Consider the following 20103-nt stretch of genomic DNA (forward strand, 5'->3'; position numbering starts at 1 on the left):
AATATATAGACAGGAAGCAATAGAGGGAGGGGGGTAAAAAAAATAAAATTATTTTAGCGGGGTAAGTATTATACTTACAATGGTATTGCGTTAACAGGCCGGGCGCCGGCTTGCCACTTATGATATAATCTTAAAATAGCTAAACCTTTTATTCCCACGGGATGAGTTTAATCATGGCAGAATACGATTGCATGAACGATCTCGAGCTGGTTAATTTGATCAAATCCGGCAATAAGCATGCTTTCGCCGAAATATACGAACGTTATTTTGGCGTACTTTATTTACACGCCTATCGCCAGCTAAGAGATAAAGATGAAGCTAAAGATCTTCTGCAAGAGCTGTTCTCATATCTCTGGAGCCACCGGGAAAGTCTCACACCTGCTTCCAATTTCTCCAGCTACCTTTACACATCTGTAAGAAACAGGGTATTGAATATCCTTGCCCATAAATATGTTGAAGATAAATTCCTGTTATCGTTACGGCATGCGGGCAGCAAAACGGAAGCCGCTACCGATCACCTGGCACGGGAACGCCAGCTGGCTATGATCATAGAAAAAGAAATACAGTTATTACCGCCCAAAATGCGGCAGGTATTTGAATTGAGCCGGAAAGCAAACCTGTCACATAAGGAGATAGCGGCAAAGCTGGAGCTGAGTGAGCAGTCTGTAAGAAGCCATGTGAAAGGAGCGTTAAGATTATTGCGGACGAGGCTGGGGCTGTGGATGTATCTGTATATGATTGCCTGCGCGATCTATAAGCTCTGGGGTGGATGTACATACTTCATTCTCAAATAAGTAATATTGGTTTATGGTTTAAGGATACAGTTATTGGTCCAATTAAATAATCATCTCTTGTCTTCTCACTTTCAGGATGGTAATTACGGTTTTCCGTAAATTATTTATCTCCAAAAATTCCATTTTGCAGGTGATATAAATTATTAATCATAGCTAGATATCAAGTTATCTGCATTGGCATTTACTTCACATGATTCAGGGAAAATTAGCATGGATTCTTAATCCGATGTATTCTTAAATCGAATTATGTTAGCCAACAGATTCTAATAAATATGCCGGTATAGCATTAACAAGTAAATAATGAAACTAATTGTTAGACTTTCTAAACCAGGAAGAACAATACGCCAGTTGTTGAAAGATGGCCACGGGCTTAAAGGCCCAATCACTCCCTGGGGAGGTATTGAAGACAGCGCGCTGTATTATGGGCGAGCCTATGCAAATGACCCCAGTTGGGAGGGGTTTGTTAGCTCTGGTACTAATGAGCCATTGGATGATCTTCATAACGAGGGGTCCGTAGCGTTAATCTTTGTTCCAGTAGAAGATCGGTTTTTGGTTTATAGTTTCGGCCATACTATTTCTAAATTGAACATAGCGCCCTTTGAAAGGGACTTCGGATTGAAGGTCGTGCTCAACAAAATAGATCCTAAAAAACTTAAAAGTATTGATTCTAAAACAATCGATGCAGTCATTACCAATAAACGAACGCAGCTCAGTAAAGAGAATAAAATAGATGGCTTTGGTTTTGAAATTGATAAGGACATGCTCAGAAGTGTCGCAGGCAAAGCGAATGAAGATAGTTTTGGTAGCATGTTGTCTGGAAGTGACTCGCTCACAGTAAGCTGTAAAATCGTTCCTGCTGGTGTAGCCGCCAAATCCGGGGAGCTATTAGCAGCCTACAGAAGTAATAATTATCAGCAAAACTATAGGTGGATCGATAATATTCAGCCTGTTAAAGATGAACCGATTATTGCTGAATTAAATAAGAAGCTCTTAGTCCAGGTAAATAAGTCTCTAAAGGGAAGGATTGACCCGGCTTTGCAGTTGGCAAGTCCTGAAGTAATTGATTTTGAAAATATAGATCATTTTCGGGTTAAAGGGTATAAATCCAGGGAAGAATTTTCGCTACCGGAGGTAACGACTTTGCTAAAGGACATGGAGGCTTTCAACATTGACGAGGTTGAACTGGATAATTTAGAACGTTATAGAATTGAGGCTGTCGATGGTAATGATGCCACTGTAAGCGCCTGGCCGGTCTATGATTGGCTGATTACAGAGGTATCCCATAATCGCAAACATTACGTTCTTTCAGAAGGAACCTGGTTTGTTATCAGTAGTGACTTCCTGAAAAAGATAAACGATTCATTTGCAAATTTAATAGCGGATGTAAACGAGTATACGAAAGTTGGAACTACCGCCGACAAGAATGAAAGGGAATATCTTGCTAGTTATGCTGAAAGTGTTGGTGAAATTATCTTAGACAGAGGTTTGTTTCAGGGATATGGACCTCATGATACAATTGAAATTTGCGATATTTTCAACCGTAGTGGAGATTTCGTCCATATAAAGGATGGCGGGGCTTCTTCGAAATTAAGTCACCTGTTTAATCAAGGTTATGTTTCTGCTAGTACGTTAATTTCAGACCGGCAGTTCCGGCAGGGTGTTGTGGATAAATTGCACACTAAGCCTGCATTGGCAGCCCTGATAAAAGACCCTGTTGTTGCGGCAGATCATACGGTAGCTTACAGGATACTGAAATCCGGGAAGATGTTTTCGTTACCCTTTTTCTCTAAAGTAGTACTGAGGGAAATGCATAGGAAAATAAAGATGATGGGGTTTAAATTCCGACTGGAGTGGGTGCAAAAGAAGTAGTACTATAAGTTTTGTATGTGATTCGTGCTAAACCGAATAGGATTATTATTCGGGGAGAATATTTCCTGTTAAATGAAATCAATAACAGCACCCTTCAATAGGCGCCTAACGGGTGAATTGGTTTCTTGCTAAGTAGAGGAATGATTAGGGAGGATTTAATAATCTTAATTAATACTAATATACGAGAGTATAGTAACGTATTATGAACTAATAATTGCTAAGAGCATTAATAAAGCGACGGATAATTTATTTGATCTGATAATAAAAAAGCTGTATTATGCAGGCAATAAGTAGCTTAAATGATATATTGATAGTATTATTTAAAAGTAGTTTCCCCGGTTTTGAAAACTCGCTTTGTACGCCAGATAAAGACTATACCATAAGAATCAAATTACTCCCTGTTGGATTTGGCACTAAGAAATTGGACTAACTGAATATTGCGCCTGGAAATGTAAGTAGTAAGATGCCGCGCAGCACTACGTGGCCCTATACATGAAATTAATTTAACTCCAAATTATGAAAACAATCTTTTGTTTACTAATTCTCCAATTCGGAGTGTTATCAGCAGTGTTGGGTAACCCATCTTCTCTGAAGGATACAAGTAAAGTAGCCATTGACACTACTGGAAAATCAACAGATACCAGTATACAAAAAAAATCATCAACTCCTATTTCTCCCGTGGAAGTAGCAAAAATGAAAATGGACAGTGCTGATGTGGCGCTTAATGTTGATTCGTTAGGCATTGTAAGAAGTGTAGAAGAGTATAATGGTCCCCAATGTCAGGACCGATAATTTGTAGATCTAAGCTTTTTCAAGTGCTAACAAAATGGATGCGCCTGCGCATCTGTTTTGTTAGCACAAGCCCCGTCAGGGGCTAGGCAGCAATCTTTCTGTAAAGATCCGCTGGTGTTTTGTATCCCAGTGATTGATGGAAGCGCTCTGTATTATAAAACTCAAAGTACTGTTGCAATCCTTGATACAAACTTACTCCGTCTTCGTATACGTTCAAATAAATATTTTCATACTTCACGCTTTTCCATAACCTCTCAACAAAAATATTGTCAATCGCTCTTCCCTTTCCATCCATACTGATCTGTATTTCATGCTTTTTCAGGATGCTGGTAAATATTTCACTGGTGAACTGGCTCCCTTGATCAGTATTGAATATTTCAGGTTTACCACTTGTCGCTATCGCTTCTTCAACTACGCTTTTACACCAGTCTGCAGTCATCGTATTGCTGACACTCCAATTTACTACGTACCGGGTATGCAAATCAATTACCGCACAAAGGTACATGAAGCCTTTACGCATGGGCACATAAGTAATGTCCGTTGCCCATACCTGATTGGCCCTCGTAATCGCTAACCCTTTAAGTAAATAGGGGTATACCTTATGTGATGTATTCGGATCACTCGTACCAGGTCTTTTATATAACGTCTCCCAGCCCATTAGCTTCATTAAGCGGCCAAGCCGCTTGCGGTTGACGAAGTATCCCAGGCCACGCAACCAGATCTTTAACTTCCGTTCCCCGAAAAATGGAGTCTTATAGTACTGCTCATCAAGCAAGCGCATTATTGTCAGATTCTCCTCCGTTTCTGCAAGCGGCTGGTAGTATAATCCACTACGATGCAAGCTCAATAGCCGACATTGCTGACGAATACTTATTGATGGATTTGAAGATTCAATCATTTTTCTACGGGAGACTAGTGACTTCACCGCAACTTTTTTTTCAAAAAATCATTCTCCACCTTCAATTGACCGATTTGGGCATATAGTTTCTCCATTTGTGCCTCCTGGTCTTCGCTATTGCTGGTGGGAGCGTCAGAGTCAAATGCTCCAGCCAATTTCGCGGCAGCTTCCCGTTTCCACGTGTTTATTTGTGTTGGGTGTAGCTCATACTTCTTCGCCAGCTCCTCAATTGTGCTGCGCTCCTTCAGGGCTTCTAATACAACTTTTGCTTTGAAGTCCCCGGTAAATTTACGTCTGCTCTTTTTAGTCATTACTTTGGCAATTTAAGATGATTTTTTCTATCTTAAATACCGGACCTTTTTTCGGGGACCATTATAGAGCAACGAAAAATGGGGATAAAACTTTATGCTGACAAGACCAGGCACTTTATGCCTTCAGCGTTAATCAGTTTTGCTTTAATTTGTGGATTGGGCATCTATTTGCTCTTCACCACTCCTCTGTGCCGGGATCAAAGTTATGCTCCAAATACCAACGTGCTACGTCCTGTAAAGGATCGGCCGTTTAGTTATGCGCGGTTGCAACTTTTCTTTTGGACCATGATTATTTTTTGGTGCGAGTTCGCGTTTTACCTTTACACCGGAGTCTTATTGGCTTTCACCCCAACTGTAGTCATGTTGCTTGGAGGCAGCCTGGCGGTATCTGTATTTGGGAATGTGATAGATAATACTCAAAGGGAAAGAAATAACAGACCAGTACCCATTCTTCATCAAGATATTCTTCCTACTCGTGGTCTGTTAACAGATATACTTTCTGATGAAGCAGGTATTAGTATTCATCGACTGCAGGCAGTATTTGCTAACATTATTTTTGGCGTTGCCTTTATCTCCAATTTCTTCCATGCGCTAGGTGTTGGATATCCTCTTATGGATTTTGAATACTGGCAAATGACGCTACTGGGTATCAGTGCCGGAGGATATCTTGGCTTTAAGGTCAATGAAAATTCGAACTCGACTACTACGGCGCGGGAAAAAGAAGCCGTGGCCACGTTGTCTCAGAATGGAATGGCCCCGGAAATGGCTGCCGTTTTGCCTCCTGGAACTACGCCTGCCATTCTTCAGTTAAAGGCGGATCTTGAGAGAAAAGGGCTTATCCCCTAGTTACTATAATTGTTTGGGAGTAGGATTATTCTTTCTGACGAGGTTTTGACTTTGTTTTTTTAGTTGAAAATTGCCAGAGATATAGAACGGTCTAAGGCGATTTTCATTTTTAAGTTTCAAGTGTCAGCCCTTACATGATATGTACGTTAACTGATCCAAACAAATTAGTTAGCATCTTACCTACACATTAAATTAATACAAATTTAATAGTATATTATGTAGCGCCTAAAATCTAACCAATAATTTTGAACCTGAAGCTGGAGCGTATGAAACGTGCAAGGGAGGCGGAGATACGACAGGAGAAACAGCGACAGGAAGAAGAGCTAAAGGCGAAGCGTGAAAAGGAGCTGCTCGACTTTAAGTTGCTTTTGTTGCAGTCTCGCAGGTGGGATGATGCGGTAAGGCTACATAATTATCTGGATGCGGTTGAAAGGAGCAAAGGGCAGTCTTCTCCTCCGTCGGAGGGATTTGCTAATTGGCTTTCCTGGGCGCGGGAGAAAGTGGATTGGTATGATCCTTTGGTGGAGACGGACGATGAGTTATTAAATGATATAGACAGGGATACACTTCTTTTTAAGAAGAAAGAAGTCTTAGGGTGGTGTTGAAAATTGCTATTGTGGCAAGATAACTTTGAAGACCGATTTTCCGATGTCAGAAATGTTCAGTAAATTCTCCGTTGGCTAAATGAAATAACATGTATCCAACCCTGACGTTCGATTCATCAAAAGCAGATAAGATAATGCTTGATCTCTTAAAATATATTCACCAGTATTATCCCATTGGACTGCCTGAATATTATAACCAGCCCAGGGGAATTATGATAGAAAGGGGCCACATTGTAACCAACAAGATAAATGATTTGATTGAGGGAAAAGAGACGGCATGGTCGTTATTTGTAAATGAATTGAAGAAGCATGATTGGGAGCTATTGGACAAGGCTTATATCCAGTTTCCAAGCTATGTTGTACATATCAAACTTAAAACACCAGATTTTTCCACACCAGAAATTTTTCATAACCGGGAGCTTGTAGTGGTCGTATCCCTGTTATGTCCCTATTATACCATCTACTATTTAGATACCTATCGATTTAACACGATCCGGGCTGCACATCATAGATATGGCCCCATATTCAGGATTGCTTTTAAGGACTTATTGCCGGAGTTTTCGTTTGATCAGGAGGCATTATTGAAAGAGGTAGAGGAATTAATCAAGCGATATTTTCCCAACCATGCCTATGCTAGTCACGGCATGTTAATGCACCGTTATCTTTCTCCCGGAATTATTCTGGAGGGGCAAAGTGGTGAAGGGCCTTATCCGATCTATTCCTATTTGTTCGATCATACTTTTAACCTTGAGAATTTGGAGATTAGGTGAAGTTGGTTGTGATCACCTATGTACATGAATTGCAGAATTTTTATTTCTGGTTATTTTCTGCGCCACAGGGAAAAGATAATCTTGAAGCCCATCCATACTTTTATAAGATCATTTTTTGTTAATAGGAGTAGGTAGGGGCAGAAAAGATCAGGAACAGGTGCAACCGGTACAGCCATATTACCTTTCCTGGGATTGCCAGTTTTGGTGTCCACGGCACCTGCCATTATATGGCAAATTATCTAAGATAATTACACCTTTGAATATGCCGGTAGACGATGGGGCTTGAAATTGGTGCTAGGGATGGGGCCCATCAACATGATGAAATGGCCAGCGACTGGCTGAAAAAATATTTGAAGAGGATGATGAAGGAATAAGATTTATTTGAAGAATGCTATTACCACCCCTACAATTGCTGCTAAAGCTGAGACCCATGTTAACATCTTAATGGTCTATTTCAGGATAGGCGTTGGCGTGCTCGTTAATCACCCGTTTTACGCTTTCCCTGTTCAACTTACCAAGTCCCGCGCCGATTTTTGGAAGCGCGATTTTGGTTACCTGGTTTTCTGAGGTCAGGGGATGGACCTCGCTTTTCATACGTCGCCGGGATCAGTGGCCACGCAATTGGCAGAAAGAATGAGAATTAATTACCTGGGAAATGTAGGCATTGGCATCGTTAAACCTTCAGCGAGGTTTCATGTGACAGCTGCATGGGGCACTGTACAGGCACGATTTACACAGACGGATAGTTCCGGTGGTGACGGCAGGTACTGCCGGAGAGCAATCCTTTGGTATGGGATTAGCCGTTTCCAGGCAGATCATTGATATTCCGGCTGCGTGCCACATTCAACAGTACCTCATACATTTTTTCCAGGGAAACGGGTTTATTCAGAATATCATAAACATGCAATTGGGCCAGTCTTGTCCTCACCTCTGTCATTATATCTGCAGTAAAAATGATGACATGCGTGTCAGGATATTGACGATGCACAATTTCTGCAAGTGCATAACCATCAATGGAAGGCATATGCAAATCCAACAGCGCAACATGGTAGCTGTTATTCTCCAGCATAGTAAGCGCCTCCCGGCCATTATAGGCGCAATCCGGAATAAGGCCAAAATGTTCCAATTGTTTCTTAGCCACCAATACATTAATGTGATTATCTTCTGCAAATAAAATGCGCAGTCCGGTCAGTTTTTTTTTATGCTGACTAAGCATATTATTACGGGCGGCTGTAGCGGCGCTATGCCGGTCATTTGCCAGCAGAAACGACATTTCAAAATAAAACTCAGTCCCTTCTCCCGGCGTACTTTTTAGAAAAATTTTACTGTTGTGCAATTCCGCAAGCCTTTGTGTAAGCCAAAGTCCGGTGCCAGTATGTTTACCGTCGGATGCCTGTTGTAGTGGTTTTGAATTTTTAAAGATTGTTTCATGCGTTTCTTCCGGAATACCTCTACCCGTGTCTTTTACAGAAAAATAGATTGTTACCCGGTCTTTCGTTAGTGTCTTTAGCTGAAGCCCGATGGTGACGGCGCCCTTATCAGTAAACTTTATCGCATTACTAACAAGATTATTTAGGATTTGCTTCAGTTGCACCGGGTCGGCGATCAATGCATCCGGAATATCATTATTCATAAGGGTATTAAGCAGGATGCCTTTGCCCGCTGCCTGCGGCTTAAATTGATTTTTAATATTATCTGTCAGTTCAGATAAATTTATTGCTGCTTTCATAGTTATGGTTTATCGCGCTATTTTGATAAGATCCATGACATCATTGAATAACTGCGTCATTGGATATTGGTTTTTGAGGCATTATCCGGTCGAATCCTTTCCGTTGCGTAACATTCACTTATTAATTGAAAATACCCATTTTTTTACAAAGAATGTCTTTAATTAGCTGAAGAATAGCACCATGGCGCCTTTTTAAAGCCTATTCCTCCTCCCTTAACAACTAGTTAACACAGTTAACCCGCCGTTAACAAAAACCGGGAAGGATTCGCAGCAATTTTACATTGTTGTTAGTCACATTCTTCATGTTTAGCAAATCATAAATTTAAATGATATGAAAAAGAAATCTATTTTCAAAGGGGGAAGCTACGTGTTGTTGTTAGCTATACCAGCTTTACTGTTCTCATTTCGCCCTGATAGCGGCAAAACTACCGGTACTTTTCTACGTAAGATATCTTCCGGTGCAGGCGAGACAAAGTTCGAATATAATGCAGATAAAACCTTGAAAAAAATGCTGCAGTTCCGTAAAACAGAGAATGCCTCTTATACGGATGTGGTCCTCCCTGTTTATGAAAACGGACGCCTGGCCCGCACACTCTTCGCCGATGATGAAAACGCTACTACCGGCGATATATTCACCAGCTATGGTTACAACGCCAACGGCAAACAAATTGATATGGTAAAGTACTATCGCAATGGCGATGTTTTTACTTATGATTCGCTCGCATATAATGCAGCCGGCAACCTGGAAACACGTTATCATTTTGGCAAACATCCCTCTTCCAGTAAGTGGGAGAATACCGGCTACGAACAGTTTACCTGGGATCAGAATGGAAACGTAGAAAGGGTGGACAACTACGGTAAACAGCCGGGCTATAGCAAATTTGTTTGTACTTCCTCTTTGCATTACACTTATGACAAGGCGCAGAATCCACAACACGAACAACCTTCACTGGCTTTTGTGCTGGAAGCAAACGCTGTTAACCTGTCAGCACATAACGTACTGTCAGAAACAATCAGTTCTGCCAATTCATCCGGAAGCATTACCAATACATACAGCTACGCATATAATGCCGCTAAATACCCGGTACGCGGCACCTTTAACTCCGGTATGGATAACTCCATTGTGAAACTGGAATGGGTGTCACTGCCGTAAACAAGCTGCTGTTACCTAACAGGAAAATTATTGATTGACTGTTTTTTTCATGGATTAAAGAGAGGTTAAACAATGACTGCAACCCCTGGAATGTCAAATTCCGGGGGTTGCATCTTTTATGTTGACACCTGTAGGTGCACTGCCATGTATTTTTTAAATCAGACAAATTTCATACATTTAGTCAGGACCTGGCTGGTTATACCGGTAGGCCAGGTCTATTAACAACAGATATTTACCCCTCTGACAAATCCTGGTTAAACCGTATGAAAAATGAACCGAAGTCACCCCTGGATGGCGACCCCAATCTGCTGACAGCCTTTCAATATGCTCCAATGGGGGCCTTTTGTTTTGACCTTGCAGACAATTGTATTTTCATAAATCCTGCACTGGAGGAAATCTCGGGACTCACGCTTTCCCAGGCGCTGAATCAGGGATATACAAATGCAATCTTCCCGGAAGATTTAGGGGCGCTGAAGGCTGTCCTGAAGGCCAATACCAACAACCCCGGCCATCCCATATCACTTTCTTTCAGAATTAATCACCCTGTTAAGGGAATCCGTTATTGCCGGGTTAACTCCTGGGCGATACCTGGTAAAGACGGTATAGCGAAATACCGGATAGGTTATGTACAGGATGAAACTGATGAACTGATCCTGAAAAGTAAACTGGAGCAAAGCAATACACTGCTGGACTTTAGTCAGGCTTTGGGAAAAACCGGTGGCTGGGAATATCACATGGAGACGGGGGAGATATTCTGGTCCAGGGAAACCTATCGGATAAACGAGGTAGATGAAGATTTTATTCTCTCCATGGATAAGGTATACGGCCTGCACGATGAAGCGTCGCAGCCGATCCTGCAGGAACGCGTAAAGGAGGCTATTGAAAAGGGAACTCCCTATGATGTGGAACTCCAATTAGTTGCCAATGATTCTCATAACTGCAGGAAGTGGGTCAGAGCCATCTGCGTACCCATACTAAGTGATGGTAAGGTGGTGGCACTCAAAGGAGCCATCATGGATATTTCCGAAAAGAAAAGAGATGAACTGGCATTAATAAAAGCCCGGGAAGCAGCTGAAAAATCAGCGAAAGAGAGATTTGACTTTCTATCTACTATGAGTCACGAGATACGTACGCCACTCAACGGCATTATTGGTATTACCCACCTGCTGAAAATGAATTACCATCCTGCACAGGAAGAGTACATCGACAGCCTGTTATATTCATCAGAGCACCTGTTACAACTGATCAATGACATCATGGATCTTAACAGGATCGAAACAGACAACCTGGAACTGCGCTTTTCTGAGGTGAATTTATCCCAATTGATCCAGCAAATTAAAGTCCAGCTCAGTCAGCAAGCCATTCAAAAAGGACTTTGGTTAAATACTGTGGTAGACTTAAATATGCCGCATTGTATTCTGGCCGACCCTATCCGTATCAGCCAGATACTGAATAACCTGATCAGTAATGCGATTAAATACACAGAAAAGGGCGAAGTATCCGTATCAGTTCTGATAACAGCAGAAACGGACAAGGATGTAACTTTGCGGTTCTCCGTAAAAGACACTGGCATAGGCATTCCTCCGGAACTCCAGGAAATAATTTTCGAAACTTTCAGACATCTCCACACTACTACCTCCCACCAGTTGTCTGGCTCCGGTCTTGGACTGGCAATTACACGCAAGTTGATTGCATTGCAGGGAGGGCGGATCTTGTTAGATAGCAGCCCCGGAAAAGGCTCCAATTTTTATTTTGACCTGTCCTTTGAAAAAGTAGCTACTAAAACAACCGATGAAACATCACTGCAAAATCAGCTAGCAGCCTACGCAGGCAAATTTAGCTGGCTGCAGGTATTGCTTGTTGAAGACACTACTGTTAACATCATGGTAGCGGATAAGCAGCTAAAATATTTTGGGATCATTCCGGATGTAGCCACAAACGGCAATGATGCCGTCAACTTGCTGGAAAGCATCACATACGATGTAGCACTGATAGATCTTCATATCCCTGGTATAGACGGCTATGCACTTGGTAAACTCATCAGGCAGCAGTATCCGCACATTCAGGTGGTTGTTTTTACCGCTGATATCCTGGCGGATGTAAGAACCCGCTTTACTGGTTTGGACATCAACCATTTTCTCGACAAACCATTTCTTCCGGAAGAGATGTTAGCTGTTCTGCTTAAAATAACTCACGGGAAAAAGAAATAACAGGAAAGAGAGCGCCCGGCGCCCTGAAAGCGCTCTGCTGATTTCCCTTTGATACTTTTTGATACCCCAGCCTGGGTCGGCTCACCGTATTGTACTGGCGGTTACGGGGTAAATAGCCACCACCGGATAATGATGGAAAATGCTAATTATTTTAGTATTTCCCCTATCTTTGGACTATGAAACTTTTTGATAACACAGCGCTGTTTGATGAGGGAAAAAAACGTTTTATAGATTTTAAGTTGCCAGATACGCAGCTTTGCTTATGGGAGCAATTTTTTAGCAAGGATGCGTCAGATGCCTACTATCAGATATTAAAGAATTCAACACCCTGGAAACAGCATTTGCGGAAAATATATGACAAAGTAGTCCCTGATCCAAGATTGACTGCTTATTACGGCGGAGAAAATGGATTAGAATGGACAGACTGTTTACTTGGAATTAAGCGAATGGTTGAAAACGAATGCGGGATAGTTTTCAACAGGGTATTGCTCAACTATTACCGGGATGGGAAGGATTCAGTAGCATGGCATAGCGACACACTTCCTAAAGACGGAAAGCATCATCCCATTGCATCCGTTACTTTTGGAGACACCAGGTTGTTTAAAATCCGGAAAAAGACCACCAAAAATATAACGCAGCTCAACATTCCTTTAACCCACGGGAGCTTCCTGCTGATGGGGGAAACCATGCAGGATTTATACGAGCATCATATACCTAAAACCGCGAAAGATGTAGCTGGTAGAATAAACCTCACCTTCCGGATTTCAGACGCTTCAAAGCCGGTATATGTCGCGGATCTTAAAAGAGATAGTTAGCAGTTGACTTTTATTTTGAAAAACTCCTGCATTGGGGCATCTCTTTTTACGTTGTACATTTTATTGAAATTTCGATTATAAAATCTGTTTAGCATATATAAATCACCGATAACTCCTGGCGGCATCAAACTTACTGGCGGGAAACCACTGCTGGTCTCACCTGCAGTTAAGCAGGAAAAATTTTTCATCCTGGTAATACAGGACTTCATTTTGCGCAAGCCGTGTTTAAGAAGTCTACATTAAGAACAATGCAATAAGTACGGGCAACAGCCATCGGGGGAAGAAAGTCTATATGCCGTTAACATTAGGGGTTAGGGCTTAAAAATATCCCGGGTAATGCTAAATGCTGTGTCCCGGTCGGAAGTCCCGCTGTAAATGAAGGTCAACTTAGGTTTGTAATTTACACTGATATTTTATATTTTGAAACCAAAGGTGATTAACTAAAGATTTCCCTTGTAAACACATGCTATTCCATTCACCCGTCTTTGAAATCTGTAGAAGAGAGAACTTTAATGAATGCATATCCTGTAACCAAAATCATCAACCCTGCGAAGCAGCAAACGGGAGAAAGTCAAGAGATTTCTAAACGAAAGGAAGATTTTCGGCAAACTTTTAACCGCGTTTGTTCAAATTAAGTAATAAATTAATTTAAGCCATAACTTGAAATTCGATGAAACAAATTGATACGGGCGGAAAATAAAAAAGCCCGCAGATACAATATCTGCGAGCTTCTTAGCCTTAAACTGTAACAAAACGTTACAAGTCATTTGGCCATTTCGTCGTCCTGTCGGGACAATTTTCGAACCACTTTTTGGAGGATTTGAGGAAATTGGTTTCAGAAAAAAGCTATTAATACCAGCTAAATATGGGGGTTGAAAAACCCTGTATTTTTTATACAATGTTGCAAAAACATAATTTTTTTCGCTAATTATAGTTAACGTTTTTGTTACCATTTGTTTTGTGGTTCAGGATATCTGAAGAACGACTTTATGAAGCAAATCTGTTATCCATAGGGCATTTCTCCGGTTACTCGAACATTTTGTCGGCTATTAACTAACTAATCAGCTCGATTCTATTAACCACCCCATTTTAGAGAAAATAGTATCTATAAGGAAAAAAAGTGATTTTTGCAACAGTATTGCACGGATTTTTTTCTTAAATTTGCACTTGCATGAAATGGATAGCAACCATATTAGTAATTTACTTCACGGCACTTTTCGGTGCTCCGTGCAGCGATGCTAAGAATGTTTGTGCGGAACTAAAATCTCCATCCAAAGACCTTAGTCATAATCATAATCAAGACAAAGACGATAATTGTTCCCCGTTTTGCCAGTGCACTTGTTGCAGTGTTTCAGTAACCTCCTTTAAGTTTAACTTACCAGAATTTAATATCCCTTTACGAGAATTTAAAGCCAAAAAGGTTTCAATAAGGGATTGTTTTTTTGTTTCCAACTACTCCGGAAATATTTGGCAGCCGCCGAGATTTAACGCTTAATTTCTTTTAGATCGTGTCTTATCGTTTGATATGCATTTTGTGCATATCGTCCGTAACATCATTGCTTTTCGGCTTTGATCAGGTGTTGTACAATTTACGTATAACAATACACAGCACGCATCTTTCCCGCCTTTTTCCATTCTGAGAAAAGGACTACATATCTTTTTACTAAGCGTTAAATAACAAAATACACTGTGTTAGATCGTATTATTAAATTCAGTATAAAGAACAAAATCATTATTGGTTTAATGACTTTGTTACTTATAATATGGGGAGCGTGGAGTGCCACCAAATTGCCCATAGATGCCGTCCCTGATATTACCAACAATCAGGTTCAGATATTTACTACCTGTCCAACATTGGCAGGACAAGAAGTAGAACAACTGGTAACCTTTCCCATAGAGCAAAGTATTGCCAATGTTCCGAAAATCGAAGAAATCCGCAGTATTTCCCGTTTCGGACTTTCGGTGATAACCGTTGTTTTTGAAGAGGAAGTAGACATATACTTTGCCAGGCAGCTCATCAATGAAAGACTCAAAGAGGCTGTTGATAAAATTCCTCAGGGAATCGGAACGCCGGAAATGGCACCGGTCAGTACAGGTTTAGGCGAAGTGTACCAGTATATCATTCACCCTAAAAAGGGAAGCGAAAGCAAATACAACGCAAAAGACCTTCGCACGATGCAGGATTGGATCGTTGCCAGGCAATTATATGGTACTCCGGGTATTGCCGAAGTGAACAGCTTTGGAGGTCAATTGAAGCAATACGAAGTTGCTGTAAATCCCGATAGATTGAGAGCAATGGGTGTAAGTATCCCGGATATCTTTACAGCTCTTGAAAAGAATAACCAGAACACCGGGGGGGCGTATATCGACAAAAAGCCAAATGCCTATTTCATCAGAGGTATAGGTCTGGTAACGTCTTTAGATGACGTTAGAAGAATTGTGGTTAAAAATTCCGGAGCCGTACCCATATATATAAATGACGTTGCTGAAGTGAAATTCGGTAACGCAGTAAGGTATGGCGCTTTAACTTATAATGGAGAAGTAGACGCTGTAGGCGGTGTAGTGATGATGTTGAAAGGGGAAAACAGTAACGAGGTTGTTAAGCGGATAAAAGAAAAGTTACCTACTATTCAACAGTCGCTGCCTGATGATATTACTATCGAACCATACCTGGACAGAACTGATCTTGTGGGTCGGGCTATCAGTACAGTGGAAAAGAATTTGATTGAAGGAGCGCTGATAGTGATTTTTGTACTGGTATTGTTTCTTGGGAATTTCCGGGCCGGATTGATCGTAGCTTCTGCCATTCCCCTTGCAATGTTATTTGCACTTGGAATGATGAACGTATTTGGAGTGAGCGCCAACCTGATGAGTTTAGGAGCTATAGACTTCGGACTGATCGTAGATGGGGCTGTTATCGTCGTAGAAGCTACAATGCACCATCTTGGTCTGCGAAAATCGACGGCCAAGTTGACTCAAACTGAAATGGATGATGAAGTATTTACTTCGGCGTCTAAGATACGTACCAGTGCTGCTTTTGGAGAAATCATTATCCTCATTGTATATATCCCTATTCTTACTTTGGTTGGTGTTGAGGGCAAAATGTTCCGTCCAATGGCCCAGACAGTTGGCTTTGCCATTTTCGGAGCATTGATATTATCCCTGACTTATATCCCAGTGATGTGTGCTTTGTTTTTATCAAAGAAAACCAGTCACAAACGCACATTTAGTGACAAGATGATGGGGAAATTACAAAGTTGGTACCAACCATTGTTACAAAAAGCTATCCGGATTAAATATATTGTAGTAGGCGTCACCGTTGGCATTTTTGCAATTGCTATATTTTTCTTCAGCAGAATGGGTGGAGAGTTCATTCCTCAATTACAAGAGGGAGACTATGCGTTTCACTGTATTCTACCACAGGGAAGTTCCTTGAATCAGAGTATCGAAACTTCCATGCAGGCTTCTCGGATTATCAAACAATTTGATGAAGTCAAGATGGTTGTAGGTAAAACCGGCGCAGCCGAGGTACCTACAGATCCGATGCCTCCTGAGGCTACTGACCTAATGGCGGTCCTTAAACCTGAGGATGAATGGAAATCTGGACGAAGTTATACGGAACTCGCAGATGCTATAATGGAAAAGCTGGAAGTTATACCAGGTGTGTTCTTTGAAAAAAACCAGCCGATCCAGATGCGTTTTAATGAGCTGATGACGGGGATCAGACAGGATGTAGCAGTCAAGATCTTTGGTGAGAATATCGACACGCTGGCTTCTTATGCGAATAGAGTAAGTGAGGTTATTCAAGGTGTACCCGGTGCTACTTCTCCCCAGGTCGAGCGGGTTAGCGGGCTTCCGCAGATCAATGTTGAATATGATCGCACTCGAATTGCCAACTACGGGTTGACAATACAGGACGTAAATGACGTGGTGAGTACCGCTTTTGCTGGCAAAAGCTCGGGCCAAGTATATGAAAACGAAAGACGATTTGATTTGGTTGTCCGGTTGGATAGTGCACATAGAAGCAGTATAGATGATGTAAATAACCTGATGATACCTACAAGTACAGGCATACAAATACCGCTATCCCAGATTGCAAATGTTGAATACAAGTTGGGACCTGCGCAAATAAGCCGGGAAGCAGGAAAACGCCGTATTGTTATAGGGTTCAACGTTGCTGGCAGGGATGTGCAGAGTGTCGTGGAAGATATACAGCAACAGTTGTCAGCTAAAGTCAAGCTGCCTTCCGGATATTACTTCACTTATGGCGGACAGTTTGAGAATCTGCAAAAAGCGAGTGACCGCCTGATGATCGCAGTTCCTGTTTCGCTACTGCTAATTTTTATGTTATTGTATTTCACGTTTCACTCCTTTAAGCAGGCTACTTTAATATTTACCGCAATCCCCATGAGTGCCATAGGAGGTGTCTTTGCATTAATGCTTCGGGGGATGCCTTTCAGTATCAGTGCGGGTATCGGATTTATTGCCCTGTTTGGGGTTGCTGTATTAAATGGTATCGTGCTAATAGGAACGTTTAATCAGTTAAAAAAAGAAGGTTTGGATGATGTGTTCCAAAGGGTCAAAGAAGGTACGATGACGCGTTTGCGCCCGGTATTAATGACGGCAACGGTGGCCTCTTTGGGCTTTCTGCCTATGGCTATCAGTACCAGTGCCGGTGCGGAGGTGCAAAAGCCCCTGGCGACCGTTGTGATTGGCGGATTGATCACAGCGACATTTCTAACGCTGTTCGTATTGCCACTCCTATACATCATCTTCAACTCGAAACCAAATATCAAAGGCAAAGGCATGAAAACAATGGCAGTAGTGATCTTGCTGTTCTTGGGAGGCTTTTCATCTGTTAAGGCACAGCAACAACAGCGGATTTCAATAGATAACGCTATAGGTACAGCGTTAAAGGGCAATCAACAATTTGGTGTGAATACTGCTCAAATCAAAAGTGCTTCTCTAAATGTGAAGACGGCAACTGATATTCCCAAAACAGGTGTGTTTGCTGAAAACGAGGACTTACGTCCTTCCGATAACGTAGGTATTTTAAAAATAGGTTTGTCGCAAGGTATTGCCTGGCCTGGTCTATATGCAGCCCGGAAAAATTATTTCAGGGAACAACTCAAATATGCTGAACTCAATACCGATGTTTTAAATGCCGTTGTCAAAAGAGATGTGCGAACCGCTTATTATCAGCTTTGGTATTTACAGGATAAACAGGCTCTTTTTCAACGTTTGGACAGTATATATACAATGCTGTTCAAAACTACAGAAGTACGTGTAAGAACGGGAGACGTTGCAAAACTGGACCAGGTAGCGGCAGAGGCAAAGCTGCGGGAATTACAGGCTTTCCTTGAACAGAACAAGAAGGCAATGACGGTACAACAACAACAATTGATGATGCTTTTAAATCAAAATGAGTGGTTGCTCCCGGTGGCCGAACCACTTAAAAAAGTAGAAGTTGAATTGTTGGAAAATACCGCCAGCCACCCGGTATTGGCCTTACAGGAACAGAATGTAAATATTGCATCTTCCAATATTAAAGTTCAGCAGAATACCAATAAGCCGGAGTTTTCGGGTCGGTTCTTCAGTCAGCGGGTGTGGGGTGCGAAAGACCCTTTCTCCGGATTTTCGGTAATGGCATCCTTCCCATTGTTCGGAACCGGAGCCTACCGGAATAAAGTCAGGGTTGCAGTGGCTGAAAAAGAAGTACAGGAAAAGGCGCTGTCTTACCAAACTCAAGTATTCCAGACGCAAAGAGCTTCTGCAATCGCTGATATAGAAAAAAACTACACTTTGTTGAATTTCTATGAAACCTCTGGGTTAAAGCAAGCTGAGGAAATCATTAGTGCGGCAAGCCTGAGTTATAGAACCGGTGAAATAAGTTTTGCAGACCTGGGTCAATTTCTTAACCAGGCGATCAGTATCCGTCAAAATTATCTGGATGTTATGAATCAGTACAACCAATCTGCCATCCAATTCAATTACTTCAATAACAAATAAGATAAAATGAAAATCATAGGAAAAATATTAGTTGCAGTTATACTTGTATCTTCTTTATATAGCTGTGGTGGAAAGGAAAAGACCGGAGAAGGTAGTACTGCCGAAGCAAAAAAGGCAGAGGCCAAAGGCGAAGAAGGGCATGGAGAGGAAGAGTCCACAACCATTGCATCACTTACCCAGGAACAGATCAAGGCGGTTGGAATAACTCTTGGAAATATCGAAAATAAAAATCTCACTGCTTCTATTAAAGCGAATGGTGCGCTTAGGGTTCCCAATAATAAAAAGGCAAATGCTACTTCGCTTTATGGAGGTGTTGTTAAAAGTCTTCGTGTTCAGTTGGGTGATTTTGTCCATAAGGGCCAAGTTATTGCCACCATCGAAAATCCGCAGTTTGTTCAGTTGCAGGAAGAATATATTACCATCGATAGCAAGATTACCCTGGCGCAGCAGGAATTAAATCGTCAGAAAGAGCTTAATCAAGGCAACGCCGGGGCTTTGAAGAACCTTCAAAGTGCTACAGCCGATATCAATGCATTATTGGCTCGTAAGGCTTCATTGCAAAAGCAGATACAGTTAATGGGTATTAATCCGACAAGTATCAACCGGGATAATCTAAGAGCTGCATTGGTAGTTACAAGTCCTGTCAGTGGTACAATAAGTAATGAGTTTGCCAAGATCGGTAGTTATGTAGATGTGTCATCCCCCGTTGTTGAAATTGTAGACAACAGTTTGCTCCATCTTGACCTTCAGGTATTTGAAAAGGATCTCCCCTACATGAAAGTGGGACAAACGGTGAATTTCACCATCACCAATAACCCCCAGGTAACATATAATGCAAAAGTATTCAATATAGGTTCATCATTTGAAAACGAAAGCAAAACGGTAGCTGTGCACTGTACAGTGGTAGGTAATAAAACCGGACTGATTGATGGCATGAACATCACAGGAATGGTGAGTGTAGAAAATGTTATGGCACCTACGGTGCCAAATGAGGCCATTGTTGAGGCGGAAGGTAAATTCTACATTTTCGTTCACACAGACAAAGAACCTGAAGCCGGTCATGAAGAAGGAGGTGATGAACACAAAGAAGGCGAAAAACACGATCATGTTGCCGAGAACCAACAAAGCGAACCTAAAATGAACTTTGAAAAGATCGAAGTAGCGAAAGGCGTTTCCGAATTGGGATATACGGTAATCACTCCTGTAACTAATATTCCAAAAGACGCAAAAATAGTTACAAAGGGAGCCTTCTTCATTAATGCCAAACTGAGCAATGCTGGAGGGCATGACGATCATTAATCC

At 41.6% G+C, this 20103-nt stretch carries 16 protein-coding genes; 12 read left to right on the forward strand and 4 right to left on the reverse strand.

Features of this window, described 5'->3' with window-relative positions; translation table 11 throughout:
- Window positions 1–161 precede the first annotated feature (161 nt).
- From ACMXI2_RS09315 to ACMXI2_RS09325, 3 genes are all read left to right on the forward strand, one after another.
- The gene (locus ACMXI2_RS09315; RefSeq protein WP_483781418.1) at window positions 162–794 is read left to right on the forward strand and encodes an RNA polymerase sigma factor; all 633 of its coding nucleotides are present in this window, start codon (window positions 162–164) and stop codon (window positions 792–794) included.
- Window positions 795–1094: 300 nt separating this feature from the next.
- The gene (locus tag ACMXI2_RS09320) at window positions 1095–2663 is read left to right on the forward strand and encodes a DUF6119 family protein (RefSeq protein WP_483781419.1); all 1569 of its coding nucleotides are present in this window, start codon (window positions 1095–1097) and stop codon (window positions 2661–2663) included.
- Between the two features lie 516 nt (window positions 2664–3179).
- Window positions 3180–3455, forward strand: coding sequence for a hypothetical protein (locus ACMXI2_RS09325; RefSeq protein ID WP_483781420.1), 276 nt, complete (start codon window positions 3180–3182; stop codon window positions 3453–3455).
- Window positions 3456–3537: 82 nt separating this feature from the next.
- On the opposite strand, the gene ACMXI2_RS09330 is transcribed toward ACMXI2_RS09325, so the two are convergent.
- Entirely contained in the window at window positions 3538–4353 is an 816-nt protein-coding gene (locus tag ACMXI2_RS09330; protein WP_483782389.1) for an IS3 family transposase, read from the reverse strand.
- A 23-nt stretch (window positions 4354–4376) separates the two neighbouring features.
- Complete coding sequence (locus ACMXI2_RS09335) at window positions 4377–4664, reverse strand: transposase (protein ID WP_111580750.1); 288 nt, start codon at window positions 4662–4664, stop codon at window positions 4377–4379.
- Between the two features lie 117 nt (window positions 4665–4781).
- Here ACMXI2_RS09335 and ACMXI2_RS09340 point away from each other — a divergent pair, with 117 nt between their 5' ends.
- The 3 genes from ACMXI2_RS09340 to ACMXI2_RS09350 all read left to right on the forward strand — a co-directional run bounded on the left by ACMXI2_RS09340 (window position 4782) and on the right by ACMXI2_RS09350 (window position 6885).
- Window positions 4782–5510, forward strand: a complete 729-nt coding sequence (locus ACMXI2_RS09340; protein WP_483781421.1) for a hypothetical protein — start codon at window positions 4782–4784, stop codon at window positions 5508–5510.
- 245 nt (window positions 5511–5755) lie between these two features.
- Window positions 5756–6115 carry a hypothetical protein gene (locus ACMXI2_RS09345; protein ID WP_483781422.1) on the forward strand — a complete coding sequence of 120 codons (360 nt, stop codon included), beginning with the start codon at window positions 5756–5758 and terminating at the stop codon, window positions 6113–6115.
- An 89-nt stretch (window positions 6116–6204) separates the two neighbouring features.
- Window positions 6205–6885 (forward strand): hypothetical protein, encoded by a 681-nt coding sequence (locus ACMXI2_RS09350; RefSeq protein ID WP_483781423.1) that lies wholly within the window; start codon window positions 6205–6207, stop codon window positions 6883–6885.
- Window positions 6886–7326: 441 nt separating this feature from the next.
- On the opposite strand, the gene ACMXI2_RS09355 is transcribed toward ACMXI2_RS09350, so the two are convergent.
- On the reverse strand, window positions 7327–7479 hold the full coding sequence (locus ACMXI2_RS09355) for a hypothetical protein (RefSeq protein ID WP_483781424.1): 153 nt from the start codon (window positions 7477–7479) through the stop codon (window positions 7327–7329).
- Window positions 7480–7681: 202 nt separating this feature from the next.
- The gene (locus ACMXI2_RS09360) at window positions 7682–8614 is read right to left on the reverse strand and encodes an ATP-binding protein (RefSeq protein ID WP_483781425.1); all 933 of its coding nucleotides are present in this window, start codon (window positions 8612–8614) and stop codon (window positions 7682–7684) included.
- A gap of 331 nt (window positions 8615–8945) precedes the next feature.
- Between ACMXI2_RS09360 and ACMXI2_RS09365 the strand changes: the two genes are divergently transcribed.
- The 6 genes from ACMXI2_RS09365 to ACMXI2_RS09390 all read left to right on the forward strand — a co-directional run bounded on the left by ACMXI2_RS09365 (window position 8946) and on the right by ACMXI2_RS09390 (window position 20100).
- Complete coding sequence (locus ACMXI2_RS09365; RefSeq protein ID WP_483781426.1) at window positions 8946–9767, forward strand: hypothetical protein; 822 nt, start codon at window positions 8946–8948, stop codon at window positions 9765–9767.
- A 263-nt stretch (window positions 9768–10030) separates the two neighbouring features.
- On the forward strand, window positions 10031–11977 hold the full coding sequence (locus ACMXI2_RS09370; protein ID WP_483781427.1) for an ATP-binding protein: 1947 nt from the start codon (window positions 10031–10033) through the stop codon (window positions 11975–11977).
- A gap of 176 nt (window positions 11978–12153) precedes the next feature.
- Complete coding sequence (locus ACMXI2_RS09375; RefSeq protein WP_483781428.1) at window positions 12154–12792, forward strand: alpha-ketoglutarate-dependent dioxygenase AlkB family protein; 639 nt, start codon at window positions 12154–12156, stop codon at window positions 12790–12792.
- Window positions 12793–13963: 1171 nt separating this feature from the next.
- Window positions 13964–14287 (forward strand): DUF6660 family protein, encoded by a 324-nt coding sequence (locus tag ACMXI2_RS09380; RefSeq protein ID WP_366520248.1) that lies wholly within the window; start codon window positions 13964–13966, stop codon window positions 14285–14287.
- A 194-nt stretch (window positions 14288–14481) separates the two neighbouring features.
- On the forward strand, window positions 14482–18801 hold the full coding sequence (locus ACMXI2_RS09385) for a CusA/CzcA family heavy metal efflux RND transporter (RefSeq protein WP_298939061.1): 4320 nt from the start codon (window positions 14482–14484) through the stop codon (window positions 18799–18801).
- 6 nt (window positions 18802–18807) lie between these two features.
- Window positions 18808–20100, forward strand: a complete 1293-nt coding sequence (locus ACMXI2_RS09390; RefSeq protein WP_298939060.1) for an efflux RND transporter periplasmic adaptor subunit — start codon at window positions 18808–18810, stop codon at window positions 20098–20100.
- Window positions 20101–20103: the final 3 nt, after the last annotated feature.

It is taken from the genome of Chitinophaga sp. G7 BAM 1005, from assembly GCF_057126945.1.

What these genes read in the sequence shown, in the direction of transcription:
- ACMXI2_RS09390 (WP_298939060.1), top strand. Translation starts at nt 18,808, where the DNA reads ATGAAAATCATAGGAAAAATATTAGTTGCAGTTATACTTGTATCTTCT.
- ACMXI2_RS09340 (WP_483781421.1), top strand. Translation starts at nt 4,782, where the DNA reads ATGCCTTCAGCGTTAATCAGTTTTGCTTTAATTTGTGGATTGGGCATC.
- ACMXI2_RS09370 (WP_483781427.1), top strand. Translation starts at nt 10,031, where the DNA reads ATGAAAAATGAACCGAAGTCACCCCTGGATGGCGACCCCAATCTGCTG.
- ACMXI2_RS09320 (WP_483781419.1), top strand. Translation starts at nt 1,095, where the DNA reads ATGAAACTAATTGTTAGACTTTCTAAACCAGGAAGAACAATACGCCAG.
- ACMXI2_RS09350 (WP_483781423.1), top strand. Translation starts at nt 6,205, where the DNA reads ATGTATCCAACCCTGACGTTCGATTCATCAAAAGCAGATAAGATAATG.
- ACMXI2_RS09335 (WP_111580750.1), bottom strand. Translation starts at nt 4,664, where the DNA reads ATGACTAAAAAGAGCAGACGTAAATTTACCGGGGACTTCAAAGCAAAA.
- ACMXI2_RS09375 (WP_483781428.1), top strand. Translation starts at nt 12,154, where the DNA reads ATGAAACTTTTTGATAACACAGCGCTGTTTGATGAGGGAAAAAAACGT.
- ACMXI2_RS09355 (WP_483781424.1), bottom strand. Translation starts at nt 7,479, where the DNA reads ATGAAAAGCGAGGTCCATCCCCTGACCTCAGAAAACCAGGTAACCAAA.
- ACMXI2_RS09330 (WP_483782389.1), bottom strand. Translation starts at nt 4,353, where the DNA reads ATGATTGAATCTTCAAATCCATCAATAAGTATTCGTCAGCAATGTCGG.
- ACMXI2_RS09360 (WP_483781425.1), bottom strand. Translation starts at nt 8,614, where the DNA reads ATGAAAGCAGCAATAAATTTATCTGAACTGACAGATAATATTAAAAAT.
- ACMXI2_RS09380 (WP_366520248.1), top strand. Translation starts at nt 13,964, where the DNA reads ATGAAATGGATAGCAACCATATTAGTAATTTACTTCACGGCACTTTTC.
- ACMXI2_RS09325 (WP_483781420.1), top strand. Translation starts at nt 3,180, where the DNA reads ATGAAAACAATCTTTTGTTTACTAATTCTCCAATTCGGAGTGTTATCA.
- ACMXI2_RS09365 (WP_483781426.1), top strand. Translation starts at nt 8,946, where the DNA reads ATGAAAAAGAAATCTATTTTCAAAGGGGGAAGCTACGTGTTGTTGTTA.
- ACMXI2_RS09315 (WP_483781418.1), top strand. Translation starts at nt 162, where the DNA reads ATGAGTTTAATCATGGCAGAATACGATTGCATGAACGATCTCGAGCTG.